Genomic DNA, 12,213 nt, shown 5'->3' with positions numbered 1-12,213 from the left:
GGTCGGCTTGTCCGTCGGTCGGTGAACGTCACTTGTAGCGGGGCACCGGCGGCTTCGCCGACTCCGATTTTGTGCCGAGTGTCGGCGACAGCCACTTGTCGTACGACGCCTGCCAGCCGCCGTCCTGGCGGTACTGCTCCAGTATGCGATTGACCCGTGCCGCCAGGTCGTTCGCACCCTTCTTCACCGCCACGCCGTAGTAGTCGGTGGTGAACGCCTCGCCCTTGAGTTCCACCGTCGGGTCCTGTGCCGCCTGGCTCGCGGCGAGCGCGCTGTCGGTCACCACGGCGTCCACCTGGCCGAGTTGGAGGCGGACGAGACAGTCGAGCTGGCTGGGGACGACCGTCTCGATGTCGGCGGAGGCGACCCCGGCCTTCTTCGCGGCCCGGTCCTTCCTCAGCAGCTCCAGCGCCGTGGAGCCCGCCCCCGAGCAGATCCGCTTGCCGGCGAGCGTCTTGTCGTACCCCTTGATCGTGGAGCTCTTGGGCGCGAGGACCTGCTGGCCGGTGAGGAAGTACGGGGCGGAGAAGGCCACTTCCTTCACCCGGTCACAGGTGATCGTCATCGTGCGGACGATCATGTCGACGCGGCCGTCCTTGAGCGCCGGGATGCGCTGGTTGGTCGGGATGGCCTTGAACTTGACCGCGTTCTCGTCGCCGAGGATGTCCTTCGCGATCCGGTGGACCAGGTCGATGTCGAAGCCCTCCAGCTCCGCCGTCTTGCCGCCGTTCGGATCGCGGTAGCCCCAGCGGTAGCTGTTCTGGTCGACGCCGACGATCAGCCGCGGGTCCTTACGGGCCTTGATCGCCTCGATCGTCTTCCCGTCGAGCGAGGACGGCTGCGGGCTCTGGTCCTGCGGGTTCTCGCACTCCGCCGCGACCTTCGCCTGAATGCCCCGGGCGACGCCCTGGCCGCCGGTACCCGTACTGCCGTCGCCGTGCGACTGGGTCAGCGGGAGCAGCAGCGCGAAGGTCACCGCGAGGGCGCAGACGGCCGCCATCGCCCCGACACCGCCCCAGCCCCGCAGTCCGGTCCGCAGAGCCCGGAGTCCGGTCCGCAGGACCTGGAGACCGGTGCGCGGACTCCGCGGAAGCCGCTGTGCGTTCATCGTCCCGCCCCCTCTCATCGCCCGAACTCCCTTGCCGCCGCACTCCCTTGTGCTGCTTCGTACCGCGTCCGTACTGTTCTTGTCTCGTCGTGTCTTGTCTCTTCGTACCGCATCGGCTCGTACCGCATCAGCGGTACTCCGACAGCCTGCGCCCGATGCCGAGCACCGCGCCCGCCGCGCCCAGCACGGCGAGGGCCGCGGCGCCCAACGGGAGGCCGGTCATCGCGTCCCGGCCGTCACCGGCCGCCCGCTGGAACTCCGCCTGCTCATGGACGATGGCCGTCCTCAGCGCCGTGTCGACGCTGTCGAAGCACTCACCGGTCGGCTTGTCGCTCTTGTCCCCTATGACACGGGCGAGCGCCTGCTGGAAGTCACCCAACTCGTACGCCGCCTGCGCCTCCTCGTGGCGCGACTTCCACTCCTCCATGCCGCCGACGGCCGACGCGACCGGCTTCCTGCCCGCCTGGTCGTCGGCCAGCCGCTCGGCCTGGGCCAGGCCCTTGCCGAGCGTACTCATTTCGCCCTCGAAGTCGTGGTCGTACGCGTCGACGACCTCGCCGTTCACCTCGACCGTCTCCGCGCCGCGCGCCACCAGCGTCAGGTTCTCGTTGCCGCGCGCCTTGAGGGAGGCGATCCGGGCGTCGTGCAGCACGTTCAGCGAGCGGATGCCGTGGTCGTAGGAGTCGTTGAGCCCGGAGCGGGCGAAACTCTGCCCGGCGACCAGCCACAGCAGGACGACGGTCGTGGCGGCCGTCGCCGCCACGAGACCGTGGTTCAGCACCCGGTTCGTACGCCGGTAGTTGCGCCGCTGGGCCCAGACGAGGGCGCCGGTCACCGTGACGCCGAGGCCGATCGCCGCCCATGGGTACGAGGTCGCGTCCGCGTAGTCGGAACTCAGCCGCTGGTTCTCCCTGGCGTAGAGCTTCTCCGCCTGCGGGAGCATCTGCTTCTGCATCGTGTCGTTCGCCAGCCGCAGATACGAGCCGCCGACCGGGAAGCCCAGCCGGTTGTTGGCGCGGGCCCGCTCGATGTAGCCCGTGTACTCCGACAGCAGCTTGTTGAGACTGGCGATGGTCGTCGCGGACTCGGAGTCCGGCTCGGAGTTGGTCGCGGCGGCGGAGAGCTTGCCGGCGGCGTTGCGGATGTCCCTCAGGTAGCGCTCGCGGGAGGTCGACGTCTCGTCACCGCCGGCCAGGAAACCGCTGGAGGCGGCGGTGTTGGCGTCCGCGAGGGAGCTGTAGATGTCCGCGGCGGCGGAGCTGAGGGGCTGGCTGTTGTGCAGCACGTCGTCCGCGGCCGACGAACGGTCGGTCATCTGCCAGGCGGTGACGGCACCGAACGCGACGACGCATACGGCGAGCAGGGCGCCGATGATCCGCAGGCGCCCGGGCTCGGTGGTCGCGGCGGCCCGCAACCGGTCGACGCCCTCGGCGAAGGCGGTGCGGCGCGGGGGCTGTGGGACACCGGGAGCAGGACCTCTGCCCGGCTGTGACGGGATGCCGGGCAGGCCCGCCGTGCCGAGCGGGTCCGGCGAGCCCGTTGCCGGTGGTGCCGCGCTGCTCGTAGATGTCACTGTGACCTCCCCCATGGTCATCCGTCACCGCCAGTATCGCCCCCGGCACTGACAATCCGCACCGGCCTTGACTGGATCTTGATCGGATCGCAGCGCGGCGGCGTTGTGTCGCAGCGGGTGGTGTCGTGTCGGGGCGCGCTGCCATGCATTCGGACACATGCGCGCTCCCCGCACCACCCCTCTGCCCATGAATACGCTGGAGGAATCTGTTCGGTTCCCGTACGAAGCAGGTCAGACCTCGTAGAAGTGTCGTACGCGCGCGTGCGCCTCCGCCGGGGCGTTCGTGTGGTCCAGGCCGAGCAGCGCCGCCCCCAGCACGGGCCGTGCCGTCACCACCCGGGCGACGGCCTTGGGCGCCCGCGCGGCCAGCAGTTCGGTGATGCGGTCCGTCAACCGGGCGTGCTGGGCCGCGAGTACACCCCCGCCCAGCAGAACCGGGGTCTCCTCTTCGAGGAGACCGAGGCGGCGGAGCGCGACCGCGGCCATGGCCACCACCTCGTCGGCCAGCCGGTCCACCAGCGCACACGCCACCGGATCACCGTCCGCCGCCGTGGCGAACAGCACCGGCGTCAGCTCGTGGCGCCGGGCGTTGTCGACGCCCCCCAGGTGCAGGGCCTCGATCAGGGCGTACATGGAGGTGAGCCCGAAGTGGGCGGGCAGGGTGGACACCAGGGCCGTCGGACCGCCCCGCCCGTCCTCCGCCCGCGCCGCGTGCCACATGGCCTCCTCCGCCAGGCCCCAGCCACCGCCCCAGTCGCCGGAGATACGCCCCAGCGCGGGGAACCGGGCCGTGCGGCCGTCCGGGGTCATCCCCACGCAGTTGATGCCGGCGCCACAGACGACGGCGACCCCGCGCGGCTCGGTGATCCCGGCCCGCAGGATCGCGAAGGTGTCGTTGCGTACGTCGACACTCGCGCCCCACGCGCGCGCGTGCAGCGCGGCGGCGAACTGGCGCTCCTCCACGGGGAAGTCGGCGTTCGCCAGACACGCCGAGACCCGGTCGACGGAGCGGACCCCGGCGGCGGTGAAGGCCTCGGCGACGGCGTCGGCCAGCCCGGAGACGGCCGTGTCCAGCCCGTCGGCCGGCGGCCGGAACCCTCCGCCCCGCGCGGTGGCCAGCACCTCCCCGTCGGCGGCGACCACCGCCACGTCGGTCTTGCTGTTGCCCGCGTCGATGGCGAGGACGTGTGCGGTCATGCCCACGCGAGATGCTCCCGGTTGTGCGCGATCAGGGTGTCGGTCAGGGTGTCCGCACAGTCGTACTGGCCGACCAGCGGATGTGCGAGCAGAGCCCGGAAGACCCGGTCGCGCCCGCCGTGCAGAGCGGCCTTCAGGGCCAGTTCCTCGTAGGCGGTGACGTGGGCGATCAGCCCCGCGTACAGGGGGTCGACAGCCGGGACGGCCAGGGGAGTGGCCCCCTGCCTGCCCACCGCTGCCTGCGTCTCGATGACAGCGTCGTCAGGCAGGAACGGCAGCGTTCCCCTGTTGTACGTGTTCACCACCTGGTAGGGGCTGCCGCCCCCGCCCAGCAGCGACGCGGCCAGGTCCACCGCCGCCTCCGAGTAGAAGGCACCGCCGCGCTTCGCCAGCAGTTCCGGCTTCTCGTCCAGGGCGGGATCGCCGTACATCCGCAGGAGTTCCTCCTCCATCGCCGCCACCTCGGCCGCCCGGGAGGGTTTGGTGCGCAGTTCCCGCACGACGTTGTCGTGGGCGTAGAAGTAGCGCAGGTAGTAGGACGGGACCGTCTCCAGGCGGTCGAGGACGGAACGCGGAAGACGGAGGTCGTCGGCGATCCGGTCGCCGTGTTCGGCGAGCAGCCGGGGGAGGACGTCCTCGCCCTCGGGGCCGCCCAGCCGGACGCCCGTCTCCCAGGTGAGGTGGTTGAGGCCCACGTGGTCCAGGTGGATGTCGGCCGGGGTCACCCCCAGCAGGGCGGCGAACTTCCGCTGGAAGCCGATCGCCACGTTGCACAGGCCGACCGCCTTGTGGCCGGCCTGGAGGAGGGCGCGGGTGACGATGCCCACCGGGTTGGTGAAGTCGATGATCCAGGCGTCCGGGTTGGTCCGGCGGACGCGCTCGGCGATGTCCAGGACCACCGGTACCGTGCGCAGCGCCTTGGCGAGGCCGCCCGCGCCGGTCGTCTCCTGGCCGACGCAGCCGCACTCCAGCGGCCAGGTCTCGTCCCGCTGCCGTGCCGCCTGGCCGCCGACGCGCAGTTGGAGCAGGACGGCGTCGGCGCCCTCGACGCCCTTGTCCAGGTCGTCGGTCGTGATGATCCGGCCGGGATGCCCCTGCCTGGCGAAGATGCGCCGGGCGAGCCCGCCGACCAGCTCCAGCCGTTCGGCGGCCGGATCGACCAGCACCAGCTCCTCTATGGGCAGGGTGTCCCGCAACCGCGCGAAACCGTCGATGAGTTCGGGGGTGTAGGTCGATCCGCCGCCGACCACGGTGAGTTTCACTGAGAGTTCCCTTGCTGTCGGGCGCCGGTGGCGTCGTTGTTCATCGGCCGGGGGTCCGGGGGTCGTCCCCCGGGGTGACACAGCATGTAGCGATCAACCCTTCACGCCGGTGAGAGTGACGCCCTCGACGAACGCCTTCTGCGCGAAGAAGAACACGAGGATCACGGGGGCCAGGACCAGCACGGTCGCGGCCATGGTGAGGTTCCAGTCGGTGTGGTGGGCGCCCTTGAAGGACTCCAGGCCGTAGGACAGGGTCCACGCGCCCGGGTTCTCGGAGGCGTAGATCTGGGGGCCGAAGTAGTCGTTCCAGGCGTTGAAGAACTGGAAGAGGGCGATGGCGGCGATACCGGGCCTGGCCATCGGCAGGATGACCTTCAGCAGGGTGCGCAGCTCGCCACAGCCGTCCACCTTCGCCGCGTCCATGTACTCGTTCGGGATCGTCGTCAGGAACTGACGCAGCAGGAAGATCGAGAACGCGTCACCGAACGCCATCGGGATGATCATCGGCCACAGCGTGCCGGACAGGTCCAGCTGCTTCGCCCAGAACAGGTACATCGGGATGACGACCACCTGGGGAGGCAGCATCATCATCGAGATGACCAGCATGAGCGTCAGATTCCGGCCCCGGAAGCGGAACTTGGCCAGCGCGTACGCCACGGGCACGGACGACACGACGGTCAGGACGGTGCCGAGACCGGCGTAGATCAGGGTGTTCTTCCACCAGGTGAGGAAGCCGGGGGTGTCGAAGACCTTGCGGTAGTTGGACCATTCCCAGGTGTGCGGGATCAGGTCCCGGCTGAGTGCCTGCGAGTCGCTCATCAGCGAGGTCAGGAACACGAACACGAAGGGCAGGGTGAAGAAGAGGGCCGCCGCGACGCCGAGGGAGTGGACCGCGATCCATTCCAGGAGTGCTCTGCGGCGGGCCGTGCGCTCGGCGGGCGAGGCGGGGGCCTTGGGCTCGGACCCCATGGGCCGTTCCCGTACGTGAACCATGTCCTGGGGCATGTCAGTCACCTGCCTGGATGAGACCGCCCCGGCGCCGCATCAACAGCGCGGTGAACGCCATCGACAGGGCGAACAGCACCAGGGCGACGACACAGGCGGAGCCGTAGTCGAAGCGCTGGAAGCCGAGGTTGTAGACGAGTTGGGGGAGGGTGAGCGTGGAGTGCTCGGGGTAGCCGGGCTCGAACATGGTGCCCGCGCCCTGGATCACACCCGAGGCGACCTTCCCGGCGACCAGGGGCTGGGTGTAGTACTGCATCGCCCCGATGACACCGGTGACGACGGCGAACATGATGATCGGCGAGATGTTCGGCAACGTGACGTACCGGAACCGCTGCCAGGGTGTCGCGCCGTCCAGCTCGGCCGCCTCGTACTGCTCCCTCGGTACGTCGAGCAGCGCCGCCATGAAGATCACCATCAGGTCGCCGACGCCCCACAGGGCCAGCATGGTGAGCGCCGGCTTGGACCAGCCGGGGTCGTTGAACCAGCCCGGTGCCGGGATGCCGATGCTCTCCAGCAGGGAGTTGACCGGTCCCGTACCAGGGTTGAGGAGGAAGGCGAACGCCATGGTCGCGGCCACCGGCGGGGCGAGGTAGGGCAGGTAGAAGAGGGTGCGGAAGACGCCCGTACCCGTCTTGATCTTCGTGATGAGCATGCCGATCCCGAGTCCGAACAGGACTCGGAGGGTCACCATGATCACGACCAGCCACAGGGTGTTGCGCAGGGCGGGCCAGAAGAAGGGGTAGGACTCGAACACGTACCTCCAGTTCTTCGTTCCGCTCCAGGTCGGCGGCCTGAAGCCGTCGTAGTGCATGAACGAGAAGTAGACCGTCGAGATCATCGGGTACGCGAAGAAGACCGTGAAACCGATCAGCCAGGGCGAGAGGAAGGCGAGGGTGCGCAGCCTCGACCGCCGGTGCTTCGCCCGCAGGGTGTAGGTGGTGGCGGCCATGGCTACTTCGCCTGCGCGATGTCCGTGTCGATCTGCGCCGCCGCCTTCTTCAGGCCCGCCCGCAGATCGGTGACCTTGCCGCTCTCGTAGTCGTAGCCGAGCTGCTGGATGGTGGTGAGGTAGACGCCGCCGTTGACCGAGGCCGGCGAGGTGGTCGAGTTGGGGTTCGCGGCGATGTCGAGGAAGGTCTTGAAGCGCGGGTCGTACTTCAGGTTCGGGGACTTCAGCGCCGCGAGCGTGGAGGGGACGTTGTGGATCGCGTTGGAGAAGCCGACCACCGCGTCCGTGTCGGTGGTGATGTACTTCACCAGTTCCCAGGCCGCGTTCTGCTTCTCGCTGGTGGCGGCGATACCGGCGATGGTGCCGGTGATGTAGCCCTTGCCGTACTGGTCGGCCTGGTCGTCGGGCACGGGCAGCGGGGCGACGCCGATCTCGAAGTCGGGCTTCGCGTCCAGTGCCATGCCCAGGCGCCATTCGCCGTCCAGTTGCATGGCCACCTGGCCGGTCTGGAAGGGGTGCTTGGGGCCCCACTCGTCACCGAGGCCGCTGCGGAACTTCTCCAGCTTCTTGAAGCCGCCGAGGCCGTCGACGAGCTTCTTCTGCAGGGTGAAGGCGTCGGTGACGGCCGGGTCGGTGGCGATCGTCGACTTGCCCGACTCGTCGAAGTACGTGGGCCCGAACTGGCCCATGTAGTGCTCGGTGGTCGTCTCCCAGCCGTGGTAGTTCGGCATGAAGCCGAGCTGGGAGTAGGTGTCGCCCTTGGTGATGGTCAGCTTCTTGGCGTCGGCCTCGAACTCGGACCAGGTCCTGGGCGGACTGGTGATCCCGGCCGCCTTGAAGGCGGTCTTGTTGTAGTAGAGGCCGTAGGCGTCGCCCAGCAGCGGGACGGCGCAGCGGTTGCCGTCGTACTGGGTGTACTCGCTCATCGCCTTCGGGAAGGTCGCCGCCGGGTCGATGCCCGACTTCTCGAAGAGCGGGTTCAGGTCGACCAGCGCGCCCGACGAGCAGAACTTGCCGACGCCGTTGGTGGTGAACGACGAGATCACGTCGGGCGCCTTGCTGCCGCCCGCGCGCAGGGCCTGGTTGATCTTGTCGTCGGTCATGTTGCCGACGACGTTCACGTGGATGTCGGGGTGGGCCTTCTCGAAGCCGGCGATCAGTGACTTCACGCCCGCCACCTCGTTCGGCGCGCTCCAGGCGTGCCAGAAGGTGATGGTCGTGTCCTTGGAGGCGTCGTCCTGGGCGCCCGTCGAGGACTGGCCCGTACAGGCGGTGGCGAGGAGGGCTGTCGAGGCGGAAACGGCGAGCACGGCGGCGACTTTTCTGGATGTTCCGGGCATGGCGAGGTCTCCCAGGGAAGGGTGTGGCAGGACGCGGGACGTGAGGGTGTGGTGAAGATGAGGGTGAACAGGCGGAACTGGGGGTTGCAGTTGCTCGCCAAGGAGCGCGGGCGAGGCCGAATGAGCTCGATCGTGTGATGGTCGGCTTCCGGGCTTGCGGTGCCCTGGGCTGTGTGGGTGAGCGTGCCTGTGTGATCAGGGACGCGGAGTACGGCGTCCGGGGGCACCCCCTCTGGGGGAGTGCGGGGGCCCTCCCGGGCCCGGAGCACGCACAGGATGCGTCCCGCCGCCGGGGTCGGGTACGCCGGGGACCAGCTCGCCCAGGACCGTGCGGGGCGCTCGGCTGAACGGACTCACTCCCGCTCGGTCCACGGGAACGGTTGCTCAGCGCGAGGTGTCGAAGACCTCCTCCCGGGTGGTCGCGAGGGCGCTCTCCAGTGCGCCCCGCAGCACGGGGTGTTCGCGTACGTCGCCCACGACCAGCCGGGGCCGGGCCGCGGCCAGTTCCTCCAGCTCGGCCTGGACCAGACCGCGCAGGGGTTCGCCGCCCGCGGTGAGGGAGGCGCCGCTGAGGACGACGAGTTCGGGGTCGAGGACGGAGACGAGCGAGGCCAGACCGGTGGCCAGGCCGGTCGCGTACGTTTCGAGGAGCCGCCGGTGGGGCCCCGCGTCGATGTCGGCGGCCTGGGCGACGAGGGCGGCTGCGACCTCGGCGTACGGGCCGTTCGGGACGGGGCTGATGCCCAGCTCGCGGGCGAGCCGGGGGATGACCTGTGAACCGGCGAGTTCCTGGTAGCCGCCGCTGCCGGCCCTGCTGACCTGCCGGACGAGGGGTGTGCCCGGCACGGGCAGGAAGCCGACCTCACCGGCGCCGCCGGTCCAGCCGCGGTGCAGTCTGCCGCCGAGGACGAGCGCGGCGCCGAGTCCGCCCTCGTTCCACAGGAGGACGAAGTCGTCGTGCCCCCGGGCGGCACCGAGCCGTTGTTCGGCGATGGCGACGAGGTTCACGTCGTTCTCGTACTCCACCGGCATGGGCAGCGCGGCGGCGAGTTCGTCGAGGAGGGCCGGGGAGTGCCAGCCCGGGAGGTGGGAGGCGTAGCGCAGCCGGCCGGTGCCCGGGTCGAAGGCGCCCGGCGTCCCGATGACGAGCCGCCGGAGGTCGGCCGGGGCCAGCCCGGCCGCCTTGACGGCGCCGTCCAGGGCGTCGGTGACCTGTTGGACGACGGGCCTGGCGGGGCGTCTGCCGGGGGTGGGCAGCTCGTACTCGCCCACGGTCCGGCCGGTGATGTCGGCGACCGCGGCGAGGACGCGTTCGGGGGTGACGTCGAGCCCGGCGGCGTACGCGGCGGTCGGGTTGACCTCGTACAGCTGGGCGTTGGGGCCGGGGCGGCCCTCGGTGGTGCCGGTCGCCAGTACCAGCCCCGCCGCTTCCAGGCGGGCGAGGAGCTGGGAGGCGGTCGGCTTGGAGAGGCCGGTGAGCTTGCCGATCCGGGTGCGGGACAGGGGGCCGTGCTCCAGGAGGAGGTCCAGGGCGGCCCGGTCGTTCATGGCGCGCAGGACGCTGGGGGTGCCGGGCGTGCCCGCGGTTCCTGCCATGGGTGTCTGCACCTGCCTTTCCGTGCCCAGCTTTTCACAGCGATGATGACTGTTAGGAAGGTTTCCTATCGGATGGCGAGAAGATAGGACCGGACCAAGGGGGCCGTCAAGGGGCAATGAGAGAGGCGGCGCCCCCGGATCGGGGGCGCCGCCTCTTCACGTACGTCTTCCGCTGTCCCTGCCGGCTACCTCGGCGCGCCCGGCGGAGCGACCAGCGGGGTGGCCGCCTGGGCCTGCGGGGAGCCCGTGTTGGAGTACGCCGACGGGGCCGCCATGCCGGCCGTCGGGTCCAGGGGCTCCTCCTCCGGGATGACCGTGGTGCCGCCGACGATGCGGATGCCCGCCGCGTCCAGGGCCCGCTTGACGCGCCAGCGCAGTTCGCGCTCCACCGTCAGGGACTTGCCCGGCATCGTCTTCGCCGTGAGGCGGATCACCATCGAGTCCAGGAAAACGCTGTCCAGGCCCAGGATCTCGATCGGGCCCCACAGCAGCTCGTTCCAGGGATCCTCCCGGCTCATCTTCTCGCCGACCTCGGCGAGCTTCTCCTTCAGCCGCTCCAGGTCCTCGTCCGAGCGCACGGTCACGTCGACGCCGGCCGTGGCCCAGCCCTGGGAGAGGTTGCCGATGCGCTTGACCTCGCCGTTGCGGACGTACCAGATCTCGCCCTGGTCGCCGCGCAGCTTCGTCACGCGCAGGCCCACCTCTATCACCTCGCCCGACGCCACCCCCGCGTCGATGGTGTCGCCGACGCCGTACTGGTCCTCCAGGATCATGAACACGCCGGAGAGGAAGTCCGTCACCAGGTTGCGGGCGCCGAAACCGATCGCCACGCCCGCGACACCGGCGGAGGCAAGCAGCGGGGCCAGGTTGATCTGGAACGCGGAGAGGACCATCAGGGCCGCGGTGCCCAGGATGATGAAGCTCGCCACCGAGCGCAGCACGGAGCCGATCGCCTGGGAGCGCTGACGGCGGCGCTCGACATTGACCAGCAGGCTGCCCAGCGCCGTGCCGCCGGACGGGCCGTCGGCCGTCTGGACCGTGCGGTTCATGCGCTCTATCAGCTTGGTGATCGCCCGCCGGACCGCCACTCTCAGCGCCACCGCGATCACCACGATCAGCAGCACCTTGAGGCCGATCGCCAGCCAGGTGGACCAGTTCTGCTCGACCCAGCTGGCGGCGTTCGTCGCGCTCTCCTGGGCGTCCTGGAGCGACGGGACCAACGCGGTCGGTGACTCCGAGGGAGTCGGTGACGGCGACGGACCGGCGGCGAGTAGGACGGCGGGCAAGGACACGGGGGGTACCTCCAAAGCGGCCTGCCCCCGGTACGGATGGTTACGACGGTCGGCTCGACGGTGAGCTTGTCATTCAGGTCACGGAAAGGTCACCGGAAGGGCAGATCCACCACACTAACGGGGCAACGTGTGCGGATCGCCGCGATGTTCGAGGGAGAGACCGCGCTCACCTGGGGATGAAGAGGGTGTGGTCCCGGCTCGTGAACGCAAGGTGTGGTCGAAAACACTCCCAGCCCGTTACCGGGACGTGGTGGCGCTGCCGCCGGGCGAGAGGGGAGACTGACTACAGATCGTCCCGGCGCGAGCCACGCGCCGCCGACGCCCAAGGAGGCATCCGTGCCGCATGTCCTGGTACTCAACGCGTCGTACGAGCCACTCGGCGTCGTACCGCTCCGGCGCGCGCTCGTCCTCGTCCTGGAGAACAAGGCTGTCTCCCTGGAGGAATCGGGCGCCTTCATGCACAGCGCGACCGTTACTGTCCCCGCACCCAGCGTGGTCCGGCTGAAGAGGTTCGTACGGGTCCCCTACCGGGGGCCCGTTCCACTGACCCGTAGGGCGCTGTTCGCCCGCGACGGCGGCCGGTGCATGTACTGCGGCGCCGCCGCGACCAGCGTCGATCATGTCATCCCGCGGTCCCGTGGCGGTCAGCACCGCTGGGACAACGTGGTGGCGTCGTGCCGTCGCTGCAACCACACGAAGGCCGACCGCCATCTCTTCGAGATCGGCTGGCGGCTGCGTCACAAACCCGCCCCGCCCACCGGTCTCGCCTGGCGCATCATCGGCACAGGACACCGGGACCCGCGCTGGCTGCCGTATCTGCAGCCGTACGGCGCGGACGACGCGATGGCCCGGATCGACGGCATCTCAGCCTGACGTCCGGGCTTTCTGATA

The 12,213-nt window shown here is 69.9% G+C and carries 10 protein-coding genes; 1 reads left to right on the top strand and 9 read right to left on the bottom strand.

Annotation, left to right across the window (positions count from 1 at the left end; all coding sequences use genetic code 11):
- Positions 1-28: 28 nt before the first annotated feature.
- The 9 genes from IEY89_RS20975 to IEY89_RS20935 all read right to left on the bottom strand — a co-directional run bounded on the left by IEY89_RS20975 (position 29) and on the right by IEY89_RS20935 (position 11,322).
- On the bottom strand, positions 29-1,000 hold the full coding sequence (locus tag IEY89_RS20975; protein ID WP_506004849.1) for a glutamate ABC transporter substrate-binding protein: 972 nt from the start codon (positions 998-1,000) through the stop codon (positions 29-31).
- A gap of 235 nt (positions 1,001-1,235) precedes the next feature.
- On the bottom strand, positions 1,236-2,696 hold the full coding sequence (locus IEY89_RS20970; RefSeq protein WP_189148980.1) for a GlnX family signal transduction membrane protein: 1,461 nt from the start codon (positions 2,694-2,696) through the stop codon (positions 1,236-1,238).
- A 216-nt stretch (positions 2,697-2,912) separates the two neighbouring features.
- Complete coding sequence (locus tag IEY89_RS20965) at positions 2,913-3,884, bottom strand: N-acetylglucosamine kinase (RefSeq protein ID WP_189148979.1); 972 nt, start codon at positions 3,882-3,884, stop codon at positions 2,913-2,915.
- Positions 3,875-5,140: a 6-phospho-beta-glucosidase gene (locus IEY89_RS20960; protein ID WP_189148978.1), complete on the bottom strand. Its 1,266-nt coding sequence runs from the start codon at positions 5,138-5,140 to the stop codon at positions 3,875-3,877. Before IEY89_RS20960 ends, IEY89_RS20965 begins: the two co-directional genes overlap by 10 nt.
- Before the next feature lie 93 nt (positions 5,141-5,233).
- Positions 5,234-6,133: a carbohydrate ABC transporter permease gene (locus IEY89_RS20955; protein WP_189149028.1), complete on the bottom strand. Its 900-nt coding sequence runs from the start codon at positions 6,131-6,133 to the stop codon at positions 5,234-5,236.
- Between the two features lie 13 nt (positions 6,134-6,146).
- Complete coding sequence (locus IEY89_RS20950; protein ID WP_189148977.1) at positions 6,147-7,094, bottom strand: carbohydrate ABC transporter permease; 948 nt, start codon at positions 7,092-7,094, stop codon at positions 6,147-6,149.
- Between the two features lie 2 nt (positions 7,095-7,096).
- Positions 7,097-8,434, bottom strand: a complete 1,338-nt coding sequence (locus tag IEY89_RS20945) for an ABC transporter substrate-binding protein (protein WP_189148976.1) — start codon at positions 8,432-8,434, stop codon at positions 7,097-7,099.
- A 384-nt stretch (positions 8,435-8,818) separates the two neighbouring features.
- On the bottom strand, positions 8,819-10,030 hold the full coding sequence (locus IEY89_RS20940) for an ROK family transcriptional regulator (protein WP_189148975.1): 1,212 nt from the start codon (positions 10,028-10,030) through the stop codon (positions 8,819-8,821).
- A gap of 185 nt (positions 10,031-10,215) precedes the next feature.
- Positions 10,216-11,322, bottom strand: coding sequence for a mechanosensitive ion channel family protein (locus IEY89_RS20935; protein ID WP_189148974.1), 1,107 nt, complete (start codon positions 11,320-11,322; stop codon positions 10,216-10,218).
- A 336-nt stretch (positions 11,323-11,658) separates the two neighbouring features.
- On the opposite strand from IEY89_RS20935, the gene IEY89_RS20930 reads away from it, so the two are divergent.
- The gene (locus IEY89_RS20930; RefSeq protein WP_189148973.1) at positions 11,659-12,195 is read left to right on the top strand and encodes an HNH endonuclease; all 537 of its coding nucleotides are present in this window, start codon (positions 11,659-11,661) and stop codon (positions 12,193-12,195) included.
- The last annotated feature ends 18 nt before the right edge of the window (positions 12,196-12,213 follow it).

Origin of the sequence: Streptomyces lacrimifluminis (assembly GCF_014646095.1) — a bacterium.
GTDB classification, from domain to species: Bacteria; Actinomycetota; Actinomycetes; order Streptomycetales; family Streptomycetaceae; genus Streptomyces; species Streptomyces lacrimifluminis.
The sequence above is the reverse complement of the archived record's forward strand: the minus strand, read 5'-3'. Positions and strand labels throughout refer to the sequence as shown.

Bases quoted from the DNA above. Each gene is read 5' to 3' on its own strand.
- IEY89_RS20950 (WP_189148977.1), bottom strand. From the start codon at position 7,094: ATGGCCGCCACCACCTACACCCTGCGGGCGAAGCACCGGCGGTCGAGG.
- IEY89_RS20945 (WP_189148976.1), bottom strand. From the start codon at position 8,434: ATGCCCGGAACATCCAGAAAAGTCGCCGCCGTGCTCGCCGTTTCCGCC.
- IEY89_RS20955 (WP_189149028.1), bottom strand. From the start codon at position 6,133: ATGGTTCACGTACGGGAACGGCCCATGGGGTCCGAGCCCAAGGCCCCC.
- IEY89_RS20970 (WP_189148980.1), bottom strand. From the start codon at position 2,696: ATGGGGGAGGTCACAGTGACATCTACGAGCAGCGCGGCACCACCGGCA.
- IEY89_RS20975 (WP_506004849.1), bottom strand. From the start codon at position 1,000: ATGGCGGCCGTCTGCGCCCTCGCGGTGACCTTCGCGCTGCTGCTCCCG.
- IEY89_RS20940 (WP_189148975.1), bottom strand. From the start codon at position 10,030: ATGGCAGGAACCGCGGGCACGCCCGGCACCCCCAGCGTCCTGCGCGCC.